We start from the raw sequence: 21,410 nt of genomic DNA on the forward strand, positions 1-21,410 counted from the left end.
CTCACCGCGGTGGAACAGGAGGGAGAGGGTCAGCCCGCTTCGGGGTCGCCCTTGGTGTAGGAGAGCCGCTCGACCTGTCCGGGCTCGAACCGGTCCTGGACCTTCTTGCCGTTCACGAAGAGCTCGATCGCCCCGGCGTCGCCGAGGACGAGGTCGATGCGCTCCTTGTCCTGGAAGGTCTTGGACTGGCCCTGGAGCAGCAGCCCGTCGAAGAGCAGTCGCCCGTTGTGGTCCTTGGCGGAGATCCAGCTCTTGCCCTGTACGGCGCTGAGCTTGACCGTCACCTTGTCCAGCGGAGCCGCCGCGATGGCGCTCTCCGAGGGCACGGGCTTGGGATCGGACGGCTTGGTCGTGGTGGGCTTGGGAGTGGTCTTGTCGGCCGTCGAGCCTTCGGCCACCTGAGCCGTGCTCGGGCGTTCGTCCTCGCCGCTGAACAGCGTGAAGCCGACGAAGCCGACCACGGCGACGATGGCCGCGACCATGGCCGCGGTCCAGTTGGGCCGTCGGGGTTCCGAACGGATGCGTTCGGCCTCGAACAGCGGCGCCGCGGGAGTGGGAACCGGACGGCCGCCGTGCTCGTCATCGAACTGAGCGACAAGCGGGACCGGATCGAGACCGATGGCACGGGCGAGCGTACGGATGTGACCGCGCGTGTAGACGTCGCCGCCACAGCGCGAGAAGTCGTCCTCCTCGATCGCGTGCACGATGGGGATGCGCACCCGGGTGGAGATGCTGACTTCCTCGACCGTCAGACCTGCGGCGATACGAGTCTGCTGGAGCACGCGACCGATCGAAGGCCGGTCGTCTTCGGGGGAGTTGCCGATGGACACGTGGGCGCCTTTCGAGCGTGAGCCACCTGCTGGATGTTCAGTCTAGGGGGGGTACGAAAGGGTGGGGCAACCGGGAGGGACGACTTTGTACGCCATCGGGTTCGCCGGGCAGCCCTGCGGGCAGGGTGGGAAGCGGAACATCTTCCCGTCCCTCCCCCCAACTTGACGTACGACCGGGCGAAACGGTTGCCCACGAAACCTCTACGACGCCGTTTCCCCCCGAATGATGGACAACACCCCGTCGAGCTCGTCCGGTTTCACGAGCACGTCCCGGGCCTTGGACCCCTCGCTCGGCCCGACGATGCTGCGCGACTCCATCAGGTCCATCAGCCGGCCGGCCTTGGCGAAGCCGACCCGGAGCTTGCGCTGGAGCATCGAGGTCGAACCGAACTGTGTGGACACGACGAGCTCGGCGGCCTGACAGAGCAGGTCGAGGTCGTCGCCGATGTCCTCGTCGATCTCCTTCTTCTGCTTGGTGCCGACGACGACGTCCTCGCGGAAGACCGGCGCCATCTGGTCCTTGCAGTGCTGGACGACGGCGGCGACCTCGTCCTCGGTGACGAACGCGCCCTGCATACGGGTGGGCTTGTTGGCCCCCATCGGCAGGAACAGTCCGTCACCCTTTCCGATGAGCTTTTCGGCGCCGGGCTGATCGAGGATCACGCGGCTGTCGGCGAGCGAGGAGGTCGCGAACGCCAGACGGGACGGCACGTTGGCCTTGATCAGTCCGGTCACGACGTCGACCGAAGGACGCTGTGTGGCAAGCACCAGATGGATTCCGGCGGCGCGGGCCAACTGGGTGATGCGGACGATGGAATCCTCCACGTCACGGGGCGCGACCATCATCAGGTCGGCAAGCTCGTCGACGATGACCAGCAGATACGGGTACGGCGACAGCTCGCGCTCACTGCCCTCGGGCGCCTTCGCCTTGCCGTTGCGCACGGCGTGGTTGAAGTCGTCGATGTGCCGGTACCCGTACGCCGCGAGGTCGTCGTAGCGCAGATCCATCTCCCGAACGACCCACTGCAGCGCCTCGGCGGCCTTCTTCGGGTTCGTGATGATGGGGGTGATCAGATGGGGGATGCCCTCGTACGCGGTCAGCTCGACCCGCTTCGGGTCGACCAGGACCATACGGACGTCGTCCGGGGTCGCCCGCACCATGACCGAGGTGATCAGACAGTTGATGCAGGAGGACTTGCCGGATCCGGTCGCGCCCGCGACCAGGACGTGCGGCATCTTCGCGAGGTTGGCCATCTCGTAGCCGCCCTCGACGTTCTTGCCGAGCGCGACCAGCATCGGGTGGTTGTCCTCGGCCGCGTCCGCGAGGCGCAGGACGTCGCCGAGGTTGACCATCTCGCGGTCGGAGTTGGGGATCTCGATGCCCACGGCGGACTTGCCCGGGATCGGCGAGATGATCCGGACGTCGGGGCTGGCCACCGCGTACGCGATGTTCTTGGTCAGGGCCGTGATCCGCTCGACCTTGACGGCCGGACCGAGCTCCACCTCGTACCGCGTGACCGTCGGCCCGCGCGTGAAGCCCGTGACGGCCGCGTCGACCTTGAACTCCGTGAACACGTTCGTCAGCGAGGCCACGACGACGTCATTGGCGGCGCTGCGCGTCTTGCCGGGCCCACCACGCTCCAGCAGGTCGAGTGAGGGCAGCGAGTACGTGATGTCACCGGACAGCTGGAGCTGCTCGGCACGGGAGGGCAGCGACTGGGAACGCTCCGGGGCCGGCTTCGTCAGATCGGGTACGCCGCCGGACGGCGGTGCCACCCTCTCGCCGGGCCTGGGCCGCTCGGCCTCTCGGGCGCCGGGCACCGGCGTGCCGGACGACCCGCGGCCACGCTCACGGTCCACGGAGACGCCCTGCGTCAGATCGGCGACGACCGGCGAGGGCGGCATCCCGTTGAGGACCGCGCCGTCGAGGGCCGCCGCCGCGGCGGCGGCGACGTCCACGGCGTCCATGGTGCGGTTCATGGCGGGCTGCACGGACGGCCTGCGGGGCCGGCGTCGCTTCGAGAGTGCCGCGGACTCCGCGTGATCCGGGTCGTAGTCCGCGTCCGCCTCGGAGCGGCGTGCGGTGCGGCGCGACCGCTCGGGCAGGGCTTCGCGCCACTGCTCGTCGTACCGCTCGTCGTCGCTGTCCCTCTCCCCACCCGGCTCGTACGCCGGTTCCACGATGCCGAGCTTCACGCCCAGCAGGCGCAGCCGCTGAGGAATGGCGTTGACCGGGGTCGCGGTGACGACCAGCAGCCCGAAGACGGTCAGGAGCAGGAGCAGCGGTACGGCGAGCACGTCGCCCATGGTGAAGACCAGCGGCTTGGACGCGGCCCAGCCGATCAGTCCGCCCGCGTCCTGCATCGCTTCCGTACCGTCCTCGCGGCCTGGCGAACCGCAGGCGATGTGGACCTGTCCGAGCACGCCGAGCACAAGGGCGGACAGGCCGATGACGATACGGCCGTTGGCCTCGGGCTTCTCGGGATACAGGATCAGCCGTACGGCGACGGCGCCCAGCAGTATCGGTACGAGCAGATCGAGCCGGCCGAACGCGCCGGTCACCAGCATCTCGACGAGATCACCGACCGGCCCACGCAGATTCGACCAGGTGCCCGCGGCCACGATCAGCGCGAGGCCCAGCAGCAGCAGGGCGAGACCGTCCTTGCGGTGGGCGGGGTCGAGTCCCTTCGCACCTCGCCCTATGGAGCGGAACATCGCTCCGACGCCGTGCGCGATCCCGAGCCAGATCGCGCGAACGAGCCGGTAGATGCCCCCGGTCGGGGACGGTGCCGGCTTGGGCGCCGCCTTCTTGGCAGGCGCCTTCCTGGGCGGCGCGGTCTTCTTCGCGGCGGACTTCTTCGCGGGCGCGGCTCTTTTCGCCGGCCCCTGGGTACGGCCGACGCGCTTCGCGGTGCCCGCCGTGCCCTGGGAACCCTTGCCGGACGTACGTGAGGCCATGGGCCCGAGGTTACCGGTGCCGACGCCGGTGGACACGTGTGCCTACCGCTTCACTCGACCGTGTCGCCCTGCGCGGGCCGGAAACTGACGCCCGCTCACGCCCTGCCCCGCGGCCCGAGCCGCGCGGGAGCACCAGAAGACCGAGGTGTCAGCCCTGCGAAGGCAGGACGGCCGAGGAGCCGCCCGTACCCGGCTCCAGTGCGTCGAGCGCACGGCGGAGTCCGGTGAGCTTGCGTTCGAGATGGGCCGCGGTCGCTACGGCCGCCGCGTCCGCCGATTCGTCGTCCAGCTGCTTGGAGAGCGCTTCCGCCTGCTCCTCGACCGCCGCGAGCCGCGCCGAGAGTTCGGCCAGCAGACCGGCCGGCTCCTTCTCGTGGTTCGCGCCCGCGTGTCCGCTGCCCTCGAGCTGGAGCCTCAGGAGCGCGGCCTGCTCGCGCAGCTGACAGTTCTTCATGTAGAGCTCCACGAAGACCGAGACCTTGGCGCGCAGCACCCATGGGTCGAACGGCTTCGAGATGTAGTCCACCGCGCCGGCCGCATAACCCCTGAAGGTGTGATGCGGACCGTGGTTGATCGCGGTCAGGAAGATGATCGGGATGTCCCGGGTCCGCTCCCGCCGCTTGATGTGCGCGGCGGTTTCGAACCCGTCCATGCCCGGCATCTGGACGTCCAGCAGAATGACCGCGAAGTCGTCCGTGAGCAGCGCTTTGAGCGCTTCCTCCCCTGACGATGCCCGTACCAGTGTCTGATCGAGCGCAGAGAGGATGGCCTCCAGCGCCAGCAGATTCTCCGGCCGGTCATCGACCAGGAGGATCTTGGCCTTCTGCACCATGGCCCGTCCTCCTCGCCCCGGAATCGCACCGGGTGCCGCCCCAGGGGACGACTCCCTTGCGCCGTCCGTCCTTGTGCCGGTCATGGTAGCCGCACCCCGCCCGTCGCCACACCCTGTCACCGCGATGTCACTGTGCACGTACCGAAAACGCGGTGGGAGACGAGAAGGTTCCCCGGATACACCGCACTCACACCCGTTCAGACAGAGTCGATCAGCAACTCATCGCGATTCTTCCTGTTTGCCATCACTCTCCGCGCATCCACTGCTCCATGACGGACAGCAAGTGATCAGAATCGACCGGCTTGGTGACATAGTCAGAAGCGCCGCAGTCGATCGCCTTCTCCCGGTCACCCTTCATCGCCTTCGCGGTGAGCGCGATGATCGGCAGCCCCGCGAACTGCGGCATCCTGCGGATCGCCGTCGTCGTCGCGTAACCGTCCATCTCGGGCATCATGATGTCCATCAGTACGACCGTCACATCGTCGTGCTGCTCCAGGACTTCGATGCCCTCACGGCCGTTCTCCGCGTACAGCACCGACAGGCCGTGCTGCTCCAGCACACTGGTGAGCGCGAAGACGTTACGGATGTCGTCGTCGACGATCAGCACCTTCTCGCCATGGAACCGGAACGTCCGCCGCGGCTCCTGCCCCTCCTGCCCCGTCGGCGTTTCCTGCACCCACTCCTCGTGCGCCGCGCCCCCCGCGCTCTGCGAGCCGCTCGGCAGAGCGGTCTGCCGAGCGGAACCGCCCAGGGCCTTGCGCCGGCGCCGGAACATCCCGGCCGTAGCCGCCGGGTCACCCAGCGGGGGCTGCGCCCCGGCTCCGTGGGCCGTCGGCATCTCCGGACGGAAACCGCTCTCGACCGCGTTGCCGTGCGCCTCGATGGAGCCGGGCCCCATCTGCGGGTAACCCTGCGAGGGCAGTTCGCTCGCGTGCAGCGGCAGGTAGAGCGTGAAGGTCGAACCACGGCCCGGCTCGCTCGCCGCGTGGATCTCACCGCCCAGCAGCCGGGCGATCTCCCGGCTGATGGAGAGGCCGAGGCCCGTGCCGCCGTACTTGCGGCTGGTCGTCCCGTCCGCCTGCTTGAACGCCTCGAAGATCACCAGCATCTTGCTGGAAGCGATCCCGATGCCGGTGTCAGTGACCGAGAACGCGATCAGATCGGCGTCGGCGTCCCGCAGCGAACCCGCTTCCAGCAGATGCTCCCGGATCGAGTCGGGCACATCGGCACCGGCCGGCCTGATCACCAGCTCGACGGCCCCGCTGTCGGTGAACTTCACCGCGTTGGACAGGAGGTTGCGCAGCACCTGCAGGAGCCGCTGCTCGTCCGTGTGCAGCGTGGCCGGAAGCTCCGGCGACACCCGCACGGAGAAGTCGAGCCCCTTCTCCGCGGTGAGCGGCCGGAACGTCGCCTCGACGTAGTCGACCAGCTGGACCAGCGCGATCCGGGTCGGACTGACATCCATCTTGCCCGCCTCGACCTTCGAGAGATCGAGGATGTCGTTGATCAGCTGGAGCAGATCGGAACCGGCCCCGTGGATCGTCTCGGCGAACTCGACCTGCTTCGGCGAGAGATTGCCCTCGGCGTTGTCCGCGAGCAGCTTGGCCAGGATGAGCAGCGAGTTGAGGGGGGTACGCAGCTCGTGCGACATGTTCGCCAGGAACTCGGACTTGTAGCGCATGGAGACCGCGAGCTGCTCGGCACGCTCCTCCAGCACCTGACGGGCCTCCTCGATCTCGGTGTTCTTCACCTCGATGTCGCGGTTCTGCTGGGCCAGCAGCTCGGCCTTCTCCTCCAGTTCGGCGTTGGACGCCTGAAGCGCCTTCTGCCGGTTCTCCAACTCCTGCGAGCGGTCGCGGAGCTGTTCGGTCAGCTCCTGGGACTGCTCAAGGAGCTTCTCCGTCTTCGTGTTGACGCTGATGGTGTTGACGCTCGTCGCGATCATCTCGGCGAGCTGGTTGAGGAAGTCCCGCTGGATGTGCGTGAACGGCTGGAACGAGGCCAGCTCGATCACGCCGAGGATCTTCCCCTCGAAGAGCACCGGCAGCACGATCACATGAGCGGGCGGTGCCTCCCCGAGACCGGAGGAGATCTTCAGGTAACCCGGCGGCACGTTGTCCACCTGGATCGTCCGCTTCTCCTCGGCGGCCGTCCCGATGAGCGTCTCACCGGGCCGGAAGGTCGTCGGCATCGAACCGGCCGAGTAGCCGTAGCTGCCGCGCATGTGCAGCACGTACGCGCTCTCCCGGCCGTCGTCCGCACCGACCTCGTCGGTGTCACCGGCCGTCATGGCCAGGAAGAACGCGCCGTGCTGGGCGGAGACCACCGGAGTCAGCTCGCTCATGATCAGCGACGCCACGTCGTCCAGATCGCGGCGGCCCTGCATCAGACCGGAGATCCGGGCGAGGTTGCCCTTGAGCCAGTCCTGCTCCTTGTTGGCCAGGGTCGTGTCGCGCAGGTTCGCGATCATGGTGTTGATGTTGTCCTGCAGCACCTGGATCTCGCCGGCCGCATCGACGTCGATCTTGAGATTGAGATCGCCACGGGTCACCGCGGTGGCGACGGCCGCGATGGCGCGCACCTGCCGGGTGAGGTTCCCGGCCATCTCGTTCACCGATTCGGTGAGGTCGCGCCAGGTGCCGTCCACGTCCCGGACCCGGGCCTGACCGCCCAGCTGCCCCTCGGTGCCAACCTCGCGGGCCACCCGGGTCACCTGCTCGGCGAACGACGACAACTGGTCGACCATCGTGTTGATCGTGTTCTTCAGTTCCTGGATCTCACCACGCGCGTCGATGTCGATCTTCTTGGTCAGATCACCCTTGGCGATCGCCGTGGTCACCGTCGCGATCTGCCGAACCTGACCGGTCAGGTTGGACGCCATCGAGTTCACCGACTCGGTGAGGTCCTTCCAGGTACCCGCGACACCCGGGACGCGAGCCTGGCCCCCCAGCTCGCCCTCCGTACCCACCTCACGGGCCACACGCGTCACTTCGTCGGCGAACGAGGACAGCGTCGTCACCATCGTGTTGACCGTGTCCGCGAGCTCGGCGACCTCGCCGCGCGCCTCGACCGTGACCTTCTTCGTCAGATCGCCGTTGGCGACCGCGGAGGAGACCCGGGAGATGTTGCGCACCTGACTGGTCAGGTTGTTGGCCATCAGGTTGACGTTGTCGCTGAGGTCCTTCCAGATGCCCGTCGCGCCACGCACCCGGGCCTGACCGCCGAGGATGCCCTCGGTACCCACCTCACGGGCGACCCTCGTGACCTCGTCCGCGAAGTTCAGCAGCTGGTCGACCATCGTGTTGACGGTCGTCACCAGTTCGAGGATCTCGCCCTTGGCGTCAACGGTGATCTTCTTGGAGAGGTCACCCTTGGCGACCGCCGTGGTGACCTCCGCGATGTTGCGCACCTGCATGGTCAGGTTGTTCGCCATGCCGTTGACGGACTGGGTCAGGTCCTTCCACGTACCGGACACACCCTGCACCTCGGCCTGGCCGCCCAGGATGCCTTCCGTACCCACCTCGCGGGCGACCCTGGTCACCTGCTCGGCGAAGTTGGACAGCTGGTCCACCATCGTGTTGAGGGTGTTCTTCAGCTCCAGGATCTCGCCCCGGGCATCCACATCGATCTTCTGCGACAGATCGCCCCGGGCCACCGCCGTGGCGACCTGGGCGATGTTACGGACCTGAGCGGTCAGGTTCCCTGCCATTCCGTTCACGGAATCGGTCAGATCACGCCACACACCGGCCACGCCCGGCACCTGCGCCTGGCCACCGAGCCGCCCGTCCGTACCCACCTCGCGGGCCACCCGGGTCACCTGCTCGGCGAAGGCGGAGAGCTGGTCGACCATCGTGTTGATGGTGTTCTTCAGCTCCAGGATCTCGCCCCGGGCATCCACATCGATCTTCTGCGACAGATCGCCCCGGGCCACCGCCGTGGTCACCTGCGCGATCTGACGCACCTGGGAGGTCAGGTTCCCCGCCATGAAGTTGACGGAGTCGGTGAGCTCCTTCCACGTACCGGAGACACCGTCGACCCGTGCCTGGCCGCCCAGGCGGCCCTCCGTACCCACGTCCCGCGCCATCCGGGTCACCTGGTCGGCGAACGAGGACAGCTGCGCCACCATCGTGTTGACGGTGTTCTTCAGCTCCAGCATCTCGCCGGCCACGTCGACCGTGACCTTCTGCGACAGATCACCGTTCGCGACCGCGGTGGTCACCTGCGCGATGTCCCGCACCTGACCCGTCAGGTTCCGGAACGCCGTGTTCACCGAGTCGGTCAGGTCCTTCCACGTCCCCGCCGCACCCGGCACCTCCGCCTGCCCGCCGAGCCGGCCCTCGACGCCGACCTCCCGCGCGACCCGGGTCACCTCCGAACCGAAGGACTGCAGCTGGTCCACCATCGTGTTGACGGTGTTCTTCAGCTCCAGCATCTCGCCGGCCACGTCGACCGTGACCTTCTGCGTCATGTCGCCGCTGGCCACCGCCGTCGTCACCTGCGCGATGTCCCGCACCTGGGTCGTCAGGTTCCGGAAGACCGTGTTCACCGAGTCGGTGAGGTCCTTCCACGTCCCGGCCGCACCCGGCACCTGGGCCTGACCACCCAGCAGCCCCTCGCCACCGACCTCGCTCGCCACCCGGGTGACCTCGTCCGCGAAGGTCCGCAGCGTCTCGGTCATCTGGTTGATCGTCTCGGCCAGCTGCGCGACCTCGCCGCGCGCGCTCACCGTGACCTTCTGGGACAGGTCACCGTTGGCCACCGCCGTCGTCACCTCGGCGATACCGCGCACCTGGGACGTCAGGTTCCCGGCCATCGTGTTGACGGAGTCGGTCAGGTCCTTCCACACCCCGGCCACGCCAGGCACCGTGGCCTGACCGCCCAGCTCACCCTCCGTACCCACCTCACGTGCGACCCGGGTCACCTCGGAGGAGAACGACGACAGCTGGTCCACCATCGTGTTGACGGTGTTCTTCAGCTGCAGCATCTCGCCGGCCACGTGAACGGTGACCTTCCGCGACAGATCGCCCTTGGCGACCGCCGTCGTCACGAGTGCGATGTCACGCACCTGCGCCGTCAGCCGGTACGCCATGGTGTTCACGGAGTCCGTGAGGTCTTTCCACGAACCGGACATGCCACGTACCTGGGCCTGCCCGCCCAGCTTGCCTTCGGTGCCCACCTCGACCGCGACCCGCGTCACCTGCTCGGTGAACGCCGACAACTGGTCAACCAAATTGTTGACCGTGCGCGCGACCTTCAGGAACTCACCACGCAACGGCCGTACCGTCTCGTCGGCCGTGTGCGACCGCAGCTCCATACGCTGCTCCAGGTCACCGTCGGCGACCGCCGACAGCACCCGCCCGACCTCCGACACCGGCCGTGCCAGATCGTCCACGAGCTCGTTGGACGCATCGATGGCAGCCGCCCAGGACCCCTCACAGGCCCCGGTCTCCAGTCGCTCGGTGAGCTTTCCCTCACGTCCGACCACGCGACGTACACGTGCCAGCTCGCCCGTGAGGTGGAGATTCCGGTCCGCGACCTCGTTGAAGACCGCCGCGACCTCGGTCAGCACCCCGTCGCCGGAGACGGTCAGCCGCCTGCGGAAATTCCCGTCACGCATCGCCACGAGGGCCGACAGCAGTCTGTTCAGAGCTGCCGCGTCCACATCAATGGTTGCATTGCGCTGTTTTTTCACGGACTGTCCGCCTTTTGTGCGCGTGCCTGAACCCCGCGCCGCCACGCCAGACTCCACCGTGTCCCTCCCGCAGGGGTTGACCGTATCGCTCGGGCCTATCCGGAAACTTTCCCAGTTCTTGTTTGGCTCACCGCCACAGGACACCGTCGAGGGGTGACCATGCGGACGTCAAATCGTTGAAACGTACCAGGCCACGCCCGACCGGGGTGGAACCTCCAGCGAGTACCCCCCATCCTCCCTCCTGAACTCGACAGTTGTGGGCCCGCGCACCACTCCCGGGTCTCCTCCGTACCTAAGTCGGCCCTCGTGTACCCGGGACGGTGAACGAGCGTCTAGCCTGGCTAGGCGAATCGAAGCGGCAAGAATCGGGCACAGGACTCGGGGAAGCGACGAGACACCATATGGGGAGTGCTGTGATCACCGGCCGCGCGGCCGCCACCTTCGACCCGGTCGGGCGTTCGGTCGCGACCGCCCGCGCCTTCGTCCGTGACACGCTCCAGGGGTGGGGCTACACCGACGTCGTCGACGACGCCGTCGTACTCACCAGCGAACTTGTCACCAATGCAGTCGTGCACGCGGGGACGGCGGCGGACGTCCTGTGCCTGCGCACCGAGGACGGCGTACGCATCGAGGTCTCCGACCACTACCCGGATCGGGAAGTCCCGCTCCAGGGGTCGGTCCTGGACACCAGCCCGGAGCGCGAGAGCGGCCGCGGCCTGCTGCTCTGCGCCGCGCTCGCGTCCCGCTGGGGCGTCGAATACACCCCGACGCAGAAGCACGTCTGGTTCCAGCTCGATCTGCCCGAGCGCCCCGTCGGCATCCGCTCGGCCGGCCCCGTCCTGCCGATCGCCATGCTGCCCGTCACCGATGAACGCGTACGGGTGGCGGTCGTCCAGATCGACAGCACAGGCGCCGTCACCGCGTGGAACGACGACGCCGGTTTCCTCTTCGGATACGCGGCCGACCAGGTCACCGGCAAGCAGCTCACCGACTTCACGGCCTGGCCGCAGACCCCCGGCACCAGCACCGGCATCGCCGACGCGCTCCAGCTCTCCCGCTGGGAGGGCAGTTACGGATTCCGCGGCGCCGACGGCCGCGTCATCCCCGTCTACGCCTCGCATCTGCGGGTCCGCGACACCCAGGGCGAACCGTCCACGGTCTGCCTCCTGGTCCGCGACTACGAACGTGCCGTTCTCATGTCCCCCGTGCGCACTCCGGTCACCGACACGGGCGCCGAGAGCCGGGCCACTGACCCGTTCGAGGTCTTCATCGGCTCCCCCGCCCCCGACGACCTCGACGGCCTGCTCCAGCGCACGGTGGAACGGGCACGCGACATGCTCGACGCCGACTCCGCGTTCCTGCTGCTCGCCACCGACGACGAGACCGAGCTCGAAGTACGGGCCACGACCGGCCTCCCCTCGGCCCGCCAGCGCTTCGCCCGGGTCCCGGTCGAAGCCGGCACCGGACGCTACGGCTCCGCCAGAATGCCCGCGGTCCACGAGGACCTCACGGCCGTGCCCGGCGCAGTCCCGCTCCTCAGCGACACCGGAATGCGATCCGTCGTCACCGTGCCGCTGAAAGTCGAAGGCCGTCTCACCGGCTCCCTCGGCGTCGCCGCCGAAGCACCCGGCCGCTACACCAACGAAGAGGCCCTGCGCCTCCAGTTCGCCGCCGACCGCATCGCCCTGGCCGTCGAATCCGCCCGCCTCGGCGAGCTGGAACGGCTGCGCCGCGGTTCCCTGTCCTTCCTCGTCGAGGCGTCGGACCTGCTCGCGGGCACCCTCGACCGGGACCAGACGCTGGCGCTGATGGCCCAGATGACGGTCCCCACCCTGGCCACCTGGTGCGCCGTCTACACGATCGCCGACCAGCCCTCGGAGCCATACCTCTCGTTCGTCCTCCACGAGGACGAGGAGCGCATCGACGGCCTCAAGGCCCTGCTCTCCAAAATCCCTCCCCCGGACCCGGTCCCCGCCCCCGGAGCGCGTGTCTGGTCCGCACCCTCGAAGGCGGCTCACCGGGCGGCCCTCCACACATCCACGCGCAGCCTGGACCGCGACGCCCCCCTGAGCATGGGGATGGCGACGCGCACCATCCTGGCCACGGCCTCCGCGGTGGGCGGCGAGACGGTGGTGCTCCCCCTGGTCGCCCGTAACCGCGTCATCGGCATGCTCACGCTGGGCAAGCCCTCGGACGACCACTTCCGCCAGGAGATCCTGGAGCTGGCCGAGGACCTTTCCCGCCGGGCCGCGCTGGCCCTGGACAACGCCCGCCTCTACTCGGAGCGCATGGCGATCAGCCAGTCGCTCCAGCGCAGCCTGCTGCCGCCGGGGCTGCCCGACGTGCCCAACGTCGAGATCGAGGTGATCTACCGCGCGGCCGGCGAGGGCAACGAGGTCGGGGGCGACTTCTACGACGTCTTCCCGATCCATGACGGCGCCTACGGCTTCGCCATCGGTGACGTCTGCGGTACGGGCCCCGAGGCAGCGGCGGTGACGGGCCTCGCCCGGCACGCCCTGCGCCTGTTGGCACGCGAGGGCTTCACCGGCCCCGCGGTCTTGGAGCGCCTGAACGCTGCCATCCTCGACGAAGGCACCCGCAGCCGCTTCCTCACCCTCCTGTACGGCGAGCTGTGGCCCCAGGAGGACGGCAGCGCTCTCCTGAAGATGGTCTGCGCGGGGCACCCCCTGCCGCTGCGCCTGCGGCAGGACGGCACGGTCGTCGCCGCGGCGGAACCTCAGCCCCTGCTCGGCGTCATCGAGGATCTGGAGCTGTACGAGCAGGAGATCACGCTCGACCCGGGCGATGTCCTGCTGTGCGTCACCGACGGCGTGACCGAACGCCGTGAGGGCGCCCGGATGCTCGGTGACGACGGCCTGGCGGACGTCCTGGCCACGTGTACGGGCCTCACTGCCGGCGCGGTGGCCGCACGCATCCTGCGGGCGGTCGAGCGCTTCGCCGCCGAACCGGCCTCCGACGACATGGCCATCCTGGCCATGAGGGTGCCCGAGCCGCCCACCGTCTGAGGGCTGCCCCGCACCAGACCTTGCGGGTGACGGCGGTCTCTGCCCCTTCATCGAACCGTACGGCGGGGACTACTGGCTGAAGCCCGGGGCGGCGGCATCACGGTGTGGCCCTACGAGGACGGCACCCCGGCAAGGATCGTCCTGGAGTGCGCGGTGGTCGACGCCACCGGCAGCCGGCTGGACTGCGGTCACCAGAGAGCTCCCGACCAGCCCTTGGACGTCAAAAAAGGCCCCCGCCATTGGCGGGGGCCTTTTTCATTGCTGAGCCCCAATGCGGAATCGAACCGCAGACCTTCTCCTTACCATGGAGACGCTCTACCGACTGAGCTATTGGGGCCTTGCTGCCCTGCGGCAACGAGCTAAAGCATACCCTGAGTTCAGGGGTACGCAAAACCCCGGCGATCACCCGATCACCTCTGCCGGAACGCCGGCCCGCACAGGACATACATACACATGGTGCCGTAAACGCAGGAAAGCCCCGTACCTTGCGGTACGGGGCTTTCCCGGAATAATTGTTCGGCGGCGTCCTACTCTCCCACAGGGTCCCCCCTGCAGTACCATCGGCGCTGAAAGGCTTAGCTTCCGGGTTCGGAATGTAACCGGGCGTTTCCCTGACGCAATGACCACCGAAACACTATGAAATTTGAACGCTGGCATGAACACAGCTGTTCGTTATTTCAGAACTAACACAGTGGACGCGAGCAACTGAGGACAAGCCCTCGGCCTATTAGTACCAGTCAGCTCCACCCGTTACCGGGCTTCCACATCTGGCCTATCAACCCAGTCGTCTACTGGGAGCCTTAACCCCTCAAAGGGGGTGGGAATACTCATCTCGAAGCAGGCTTCCCGCTTAGATGCTTTCAGCGGTTATCCTTTCCGAACGTAGCCAACCAGCCATGCCCTTGGCAGGACAACTGGCACACCAGAGGTTCGTCCGTCCCGGTCCTCTCGTACTAGGGACAGCCCTTCTCAATATTCCTACGCGCACAGCGGATAGGGACCGAACTGTCTCACGACGTTCTAAACCCAGCTCGCGTACCGCTTTAATGGGCGAACAGCCCAACCCTTGGGACCGACTCCAGCCCCAGGATGCGACGAGCCGACATCGAGGTGCCAAACCATCCCGTCGATATGGACTCTTGGGGAAGATCAGCCTGTTATCCCCGGGGTACCTTTTATCCGTTGAGCGACAGCGCTTCCACAAGCCACTGCCGGATCACTAGTCCCGACTTTCGTCCCTGCTCGACCCGTCGGTCTCACAGTCAAGCTCCCTTGTGCACTTACACTCAACACCTGATTGCCAACCAGGCTGAGGGAACCTTTGGGCGCCTCCGTTACTCTTTAGGAGGCAACCGCCCCAGTTAAACTACCCATCAGACACTGTCCCTGATCCGGATCACGGACCCAGGTTAGACATCCAGCACGACCAGAGTGGTATTTCAACGACGACTCCACAACCACTGGCGTGGCCGCTTCAAAGTCTCCCACCTATCCTACACAAGCCGAACCGAACACCAATATCAAACTATAGTAAAGGTCCCGGGGTCTTTCCGTCCTGCTGCGCGAAACGAGCATCTTTACTCGTAGTGCAATTTCACCGGGCCTATGGTTGAGACAGTCGAGAAGTCGTTACGCCATTCGTGCAGGTCGGAACTTACCCGACAAGGAATTTCGCTACCTTAGGATGGTTATAGTTACCACCGCCGTTTACTGGCGCTTAAGTTCTCAGCTTCGCACACCCGAAAGTGCACTAACCGGTCCCCTTAACGTTCCAGCACCGGGCAGGCGTCAGTCCGTATACATCGCCTTACGGCTTCGCACGGACCTGTGTTTTTAGTAAACAGTCGCTTCTCGCTGGTCTCTGCGGCCACCCCCAGCTCACCGAGTAAATCGGATCACCAGTGATGGCCCCCCTTCTCCCGAAGTTACGGGGGCATTTTGCCGAGTTCCTTAACCATAGTTCACCCGAACGCCTCGGTATTCTCTACCTGACCACCTGAGTCGGTTTAGGGTACGGGCCGCCATGAAACTCGCTAGAGGCTTTTCTCGGCAGCATAGGATCATCCACTTCACCACAATCGGCTCGGCATCAGGTCTCAGCCTTGATGTGTGACGGATTTACCTATCACACGGCCTACACCCTTACCCCGGGAACAACCATCGCCCGGGTTGGACTACCTTCCTGCGTCACCCCATCGCTTACCTACTACAAGTCTGGTTCATCGGCTCCACCACTTCCCTCAACTCCGAAGAGATCGGGCCGGCTTCACGGACTTAGCATCGCCTGATTCAGTACTGGGCGTTTCAAAGCGGGTACCGGAATATCAACCGGTTGTCCATCGACTACGCCTGTCGGCCTCGCCTTAGGTCCCGACTTACCCTGGGCAGATCAGCTTGACCCAGGAACCCTTAGTCAATCGGCGCACACGTTTCTCACGTGTGTATCGCTACTCATGCCTGCATTCTCACTCGTGAACCGTCCACAACTCGCTTCCGCGGCTGCTTCACCCGGCACACGACGCTCCCCTACCCATCCACACGGGCGTTGGCCCTATATGTGTGAATGACACGACTTCGGCGGTACGCTTGAGCCCCGCTACATTGTCGGCGCGGAATCACTTGACCAGTGAGCTATTACGCACTCTTTCAAGGGTGGCTGCTTCTAAGCCAACCTCCTGGTTGTCTCTGCGACTCCACATCCTTTCCCACTTAGCGTACGCTTAGGGGCCTTAGTCGATGCTCTGGGCTGTTTCCCTCTCGACCATGGAGCTTATCCCCCACAGTCTCACTGCCGTGCTCTCACTTACCGGCATTCGGAGTTTGGCTAAGGTCAGTAACCCGGTAGGGCCCATCGCCTATCCAGTGCTCTACCTCCGGCAAGAAACACACGACGCTGCACCTAAATGCATTTCGGGGAGAACCAGCTATCACGGAGTTTGATTGGCCTTTCACCCCTAACCACAGGTCATCCCCCAGGTTTTCAACCCTGGTGGGTTCGGTCCTCCACGAAGTCTTACCTCCGCTTCAACCTGCCCATGGCTAGATCACTCCGCTTCGGGTCTAGAGCGTGCAACTCAATCGCCCTATTCGGACTCGCTTTCGCTACGGCTTCCCCACACGGGTTAACCTCGCTACACACCGCTAACTCGCAGGCTCATTCTTCAAAAGGCACGCAGTCACGACTGCATGTGCAAGCACATACAGCGACGCTCCCACGGCTTGTAGGCACACGGTTTCAGGTACTATTTCACTCCGCTCCCGCGGTACTTTTCACCATTCCCTCACGGTACTATCCGCTATCGGTCACCAGGGAATATTTAGGCTTAGCGGGTGGTCCCGCCAGATTCACACGGGATTTCTCGGGCCCCGTGCTACTTGGGTGTCTCTTAAACGAGCCGTTGATGTTTCAGCTACGGGGGTCTTACCCTCTACGCCGGACCTTTCGCATGTCCTTCGCCTACATCAACGGTTTCTGACTCGTCTCACAGTCGGCAGACCATGAAAAAGAGATCCCACAACCCCGTATGCGCAACCCCTGCCGGGTATCACACGCATACGGTTTGGCCTCATCCAGTTTCGCTCGCCACTACTCCCGGAATCACGGTTGTTTTCTCTTCCTGCGGGTACTGAGATGTTTCACTTCCCCGCGTTCCCTCCACACTGCCTATGTGTTCAGCAGTGGGTGACAGCCCATGACGGCTGCCGGGTTTCCCCATTCGGAAACCCCCGGATCAAAGCTTGGTTGACAGCTCCCCGGGGACTATCGTGGCCTCCCACGTCCTTCATCGGTTCCTGGTGCCAAGGCATCCACCGTGCGCCCTTAAAAACTTGGCCACAGATGCTCGCGTCCACTGTGCAGTTCTCAAACAACGACCAGCCACCCATCACCCCACCCTTACAGGCGAGTTCACTGGGGCCGGCACCGAAGATCCAGACAAAAATGCCCGTACCTTCAGATACCCAACAGCGTGCCCGACCCGACCGACCCATTCCCTCTTTCCACGCCGAAGCAGTACTTGAGAAAACCAACCTGTCGTGCCGAATAGTCAACGTTCCACCCTTGAGCAACCACCGTCGAACATTTGCCGACGAAATGGTCTCTGGATTCCCCGAAGGAAACCTAGATGCTCCTTAGAAAGGAGGTGATCCAGCCGCACCTTCCGGTACGGCTACCTTGTTACGACTTCGTCCCAATCGCCAGTCCCACCTTCGACAGCTCCCTCCCACAAGGGGTTGGGCCACCGGCTTCGGGTGTTACCGACTTTCGTGACGTGACGGGCGGTGTGTACAAGGCCCGGGAACGTATTCACCGCAGCAATGCTGATCTGCGATTACTAGCAACTCCGACTTCATGGGGTCGAGTTGCAGACCCCAATCCGAACTGAGACCGGCTTTTTGAGATTCGCTCCGCCTCGCGGCATCGCAGCTCATTGTACCGGCCATTGTAGCACGTGTGCAGCCCAAGACATAAGGGGCATGATGACTTGACGTCGTCCCCACCTTCCTCCGAGTTGACCCCGGCAGTCTCCTGTGAGTCCCCATCACCCCGAAGGGCATGCTGGCAACACAGAACAAGGGTTGCGCTCGTTGCGGGACTTAACCCAACATCTCACGACACGAGCTGACGACAGCCATGCACCACCTGTATACCGACCACAAGGGGGGCACCATCTCTGATGCTTTCCGGTATATGTCAAGCCTTGGTAAGGTTCTTCGCGTTGCGTCGAATTAAGCCACATGCTCCGCTGCTTGTGCGGGCCCCCGTCAATTCCTTTGAGTTTTAGCCTTGCGGCCGTACTCCCCAGGCGGGGAACTTAATGCGTTAGCTGCGGCACCGACGACGTGGAATGTCGCCAACACCTAGTTCCCAACGTTTACGGCGTGGACTACCAGGGTATCTAATCCTGTTCGCTCCCCACGCTTTCGCTCCTCAGCGTCAGTAATGGCCCAGAGATCCGCCTTCGCCACCGGTGTTCCTCCTGATATCTGCGCATTTCACCGCTACACCAGGAATTCCGATCTCCCCTACCACACTCTAGCTAGCCCGTATCGAATGCAGACTCGGGGTTAAGCCCCGAGCTTTCACATCCGACGTGACAAGCCGCCTACGAGCTCTTTACGCCCAATAATTCCGGACAACGCTCGCACCCTACGTATTACCGCGGCTGCTGGCACGTAGTTAGCCGGTGCTTCTTCTGCAGGTACCGTCACTTGCGCTTCTTCCCTGCTGAAAGAGGTTTACAACCCGAAGGCCGTCATCCCTCACGCGGCGTCGCTGCATCAGGCTTTCGCCCATTGTGCAATATTCCCCACTGCTGCCTCCCGTAGGAGTCTGGGCCGTGTCTCAGTCCCAGTGTGGCCGGTCGCCCTCTCAGGCCGGCTACCCGTCGTCGCCTTGGTAGGCCATTACCCCACCAACAAGCTGATAGGCCGCGGGCTCATCCTTCACCGCCGGAGCTTTTAACCCCGTCCCATGCAGGACAGAGTGTTATCCGGTATTAGACCCCGTTTCCAGGGCTTGTCCCAGAGTGAAGGGCAGATTGCCCACGTGTTACTCACCCGTTCGCCACTAATCCACCCCGAAGGGCTTCATCGTTCGACTTGCATGTGTTAAGCACGCCGCCAGCGTTCGTCCTGAGCCAGGATCAAACTCTCCGTGAATGTTTTCCCGTAATCGGGACGACACCACGAGAGCGGAACGACCGAGTCGGAATATGACCGGTCGTTCACAGCGTCCTCGCTAGTGTTGCCTACCCGGACCACGAGGGCCCGGAATAGGACTTTTCAAAGGAACCACCAACCTGCCGAAGCAGGCCGGGGTATCAACATATCTGGCGTTGACTTTTGGCACGCTGTTGAGTTCTCAAGGAACGGACGCTTCCTTCGGTCCCGTTTCACCGGGGCCCTCCGGGCGCTTCCCTTCGTTCTTGCGTTTCCGACTCTATCAGACTCTTTCGCGTCCGATTCCCGGTCGAAGCGGGATTCGCTTTCCAGTTCCTCGCTTGCGCGTTTCCCTTTCCGGCGATTCCAACCTTACCAGAATCATTTCGTACCGTTTCCGGTTCGAATTTGCTTCCGGTGGCCTGTTGGAGGGCCTTTGCCTTTCGGCTGATCCGACTTTATCAGAGATTCTGAGTCGGAATTCCCCGCCCTGTTCGAGTACTCCCGGCGCACGAGTGCGCGCGGTGCTTCCCGGTCAGGCGGAGACGTAAACGTACTGGAGCGGGGCGCCACGATGCAAATCGTGGCGCCCCGCTCCGCGTTGGTGCTGGTCGGGGTCAGACCTCGACCACGACGGGAAGGATCATCGGGCGCCGGCGGTAGGTGTCGGAGACCCACTTGCCCACCGTGCGGCGGACCAGCTGCTGAAGCTGATGCGGCTCCATCACGCCGTCCTGAGCCGACTTGTTGAGGGCGTCCTGCACCTTCGGGACTACGGCGCTGAACGCCGCGTCGTCGATGCCGGAGCCCCGGGCCTGGATGTGGGGACCGCCCACGATCTTGCCGGAGGAGCTGTCGACGACGATGAAGACGGAGATGATGCCCTCGTCTCCCAGAATGCGGCGGTCCTTGAGAGAGGTCTCGGTGACGTCACCGACCGAGAGGCCGTCGACGTACACGTATCCCGCCTGGACCTTGCCGACGATCTTGGCCTTGCCGTCGATGAGGTCGACGACGACGCCGTCCTCGGCGATGACGATGTGGTCCTTGGGCACGCCTGTGAGAGCACCCAGTTCCGCGTTGGCCCTGAGGTGGCGCCATTCGCCGTGGACCGGCATCAGGTTCTTCGGCTTGCAGATGTTGTAGAAGTACAGAAGCTCGCCGGCCGAGGCGTGGCCGGAGACGTGCACCTTGGCGTTGCCCTTGTGGACGACGTGCGCGCCCCAGCGGGTCAGGCCGTTGATCACGCGGTAGACCGCGTTCTCGTTGCCCGGGATCAGCGACGAGGCCAGGATGACCGTGTCGCCCGGGACGATGCGGATCTGGTGATCGCGGTTGGCCATGCGGGACAAGGCGGCCATGGGCTCACCCTGCGAACCCGTACAGACGAGCACGACCTCGTCGTCCGGCAGGTCGTCGAGGGTCTTCACGTCGACGACGAGGCCCGCGGGGACCTTGAGGTAGCCGAGGTCACGGGCGATGCCCATGTTGCGGACCATCGAGCGGCCGACGAAGGCGACCCTGCGGCCGTACTCGTGGGCGGCGTCCAGAATCTGCTGAATACGGTGCACATGGCTGGCGAAGCTCGCCACGATGATGCGCTTCTGGGCGTTCGCGAACACCGTGCGCAGCACATCGGAGATGTCCCGCTCGGGCGGTACGAAGCCGGGAACCTCGGCGTTCGTCGAGTCCGAGAGGAGAAGGTCGATGCCTTCCTCGCTCAGCCTCGCGAAGGCATGCAGGTCGGTGAGCCGGCCGTCCAGCGGGAGCTGGTCCATCTTGAAGTCGCCGGTGGCGACGACCAGACCCGCGGGGGTGCGGATGGCGACCGCGAGGGCGTCCGGGATGGAGTGGTTGACCGCGATGAACTCGCAGTCGAACGCGCCGATGCGCTCGCGCTGGCCCTCGGTGACCTCAAGGGTGTACGGGCGGATCCGGTGCTCCTGGAGCTTCGCCTCGATCAGCGCGAGGGTCAGCTTGGAGCCGATGAGCGGGATGTCCGCCTTGAGGCGCAGCAGATACGGGACGCCACCGATGTGGTCCTCGTGTCCGTGCGTGAGGACGATGCCCTCGATGTCGTCCAGCCGGTCCCGGAGGATGGTGAAGTCCGGCAGGATCAGGTCGATGCCCGGCTGCTCCTCTTCGGGGAAGAGGACACCGCAGTCGACGATGAGCAGACGGCCGTCGTACTCGAAGACCGTCATGTTGCGGCCGATCTCCCCCAGGCCGCCGAGCGGGGTTACGCGCAGACCGCCCTTCGGGAGCTTCGGCGGGGTACCGAGTTCGGGATGCGGATGACTCAAAAGACTCTCCTTACCACGCGCGCCACGTACCGCTGAGGGCACGTGGCGCGCATGTCATTTCGTGCACTTGCCGTTGTCTGGGATGGCGCTGTCGCGAGTGTTTCCTCG

General features: G+C 65.1%; 6 protein-coding genes, 1 tRNA gene and 3 rRNA genes. 1 reads left to right on the forward strand and 9 read right to left on the reverse strand.

Going from position 1 to position 21,410, the window contains the following annotated elements; genetic code table 11:
• Positions 1–29 precede the first annotated feature (29 nt).
• The 4 genes from F0344_RS08210 to F0344_RS08225 form a co-directional block, all read right to left on the reverse strand.
• Positions 30–830, reverse strand: coding sequence for a helix-turn-helix domain-containing protein (locus tag F0344_RS08210; protein WP_185298153.1), 801 nt, complete (start codon positions 828–830; stop codon positions 30–32).
• A gap of 201 nt (positions 831–1,031) precedes the next feature.
• A complete protein-coding gene (locus F0344_RS08215) occupies positions 1,032–3,788 on the reverse strand; it encodes a DNA translocase FtsK (RefSeq protein ID WP_185298154.1) in 2,757 nt (918 codons plus the stop codon).
• Between the two features lie 148 nt (positions 3,789–3,936).
• Entirely contained in the window at positions 3,937–4,620 is a 684-nt protein-coding gene (locus F0344_RS08220) for a response regulator (RefSeq protein WP_185298155.1), read from the reverse strand.
• A gap of 244 nt (positions 4,621–4,864) precedes the next feature.
• Positions 4,865–10,312 (reverse strand): HAMP domain-containing protein, encoded by a 5,448-nt coding sequence (locus F0344_RS08225; protein ID WP_185298156.1) that lies wholly within the window; start codon positions 10,310–10,312, stop codon positions 4,865–4,867.
• 401 nt (positions 10,313–10,713) lie between these two features.
• Between F0344_RS08225 and F0344_RS08230 the strand changes: the two genes are divergently transcribed.
• Positions 10,714–13,338 carry a SpoIIE family protein phosphatase gene (locus tag F0344_RS08230; RefSeq protein WP_185298157.1) on the forward strand — a complete coding sequence of 875 codons (2,625 nt, stop codon included), beginning with the start codon at positions 10,714–10,716 and terminating at the stop codon, positions 13,336–13,338.
• Between the two features lie 264 nt (positions 13,339–13,602).
• On the opposite strand, the gene F0344_RS08235 is transcribed toward F0344_RS08230, so the two are convergent.
• The 5 genes from F0344_RS08235 to F0344_RS08255 all read right to left on the reverse strand — a co-directional run bounded on the left by F0344_RS08235 (position 13,603) and on the right by F0344_RS08255 (position 21,302).
• Positions 13,603–13,675 (reverse strand) — tRNA-Thr (locus F0344_RS08235).
• A gap of 177 nt (positions 13,676–13,852) precedes the next feature.
• Positions 13,853–13,969: ribosomal RNA gene (rrf, locus tag F0344_RS08240) — 5S ribosomal RNA — on the reverse strand.
• A 76-nt stretch (positions 13,970–14,045) separates the two neighbouring features.
• Positions 14,046–17,172: ribosomal RNA gene (locus F0344_RS08245) — 23S ribosomal RNA — on the reverse strand.
• A 301-nt stretch (positions 17,173–17,473) separates the two neighbouring features.
• Positions 17,474–18,999 (reverse strand): 16S ribosomal RNA (locus F0344_RS08250).
• The 16S, 23S and 5S rRNA genes sit together here with 1 tRNA gene alongside, the layout of an rRNA operon.
• A 617-nt stretch (positions 19,000–19,616) precedes the next feature.
• The gene (locus tag F0344_RS08255) at positions 19,617–21,302 is read right to left on the reverse strand and encodes a ribonuclease J (protein ID WP_185298158.1); all 1,686 of its coding nucleotides are present in this window, start codon (positions 21,300–21,302) and stop codon (positions 19,617–19,619) included.
• Positions 21,303–21,410: the final 108 nt, after the last annotated feature.

The organism is Streptomyces finlayi (genome assembly GCF_014216315.1).
GTDB lineage: Bacteria > Actinomycetota > Actinomycetes > Streptomycetales > Streptomycetaceae > Streptomyces > Streptomyces finlayi_A.

What these genes read in the sequence shown, in the direction of transcription:
- F0344_RS08215 (WP_185298154.1), bottom strand. Translation starts at nt 3,788, where the DNA reads ATGGCCTCACGTACGTCCGGCAAGGGTTCCCAGGGCACGGCGGGCACC.
- F0344_RS08220 (WP_185298155.1), bottom strand. Translation starts at nt 4,620, where the DNA reads ATGGTGCAGAAGGCCAAGATCCTCCTGGTCGATGACCGGCCGGAGAAT.
- F0344_RS08230 (WP_185298157.1), top strand. Translation starts at nt 10,714, where the DNA reads ATGGGGAGTGCTGTGATCACCGGCCGCGCGGCCGCCACCTTCGACCCG.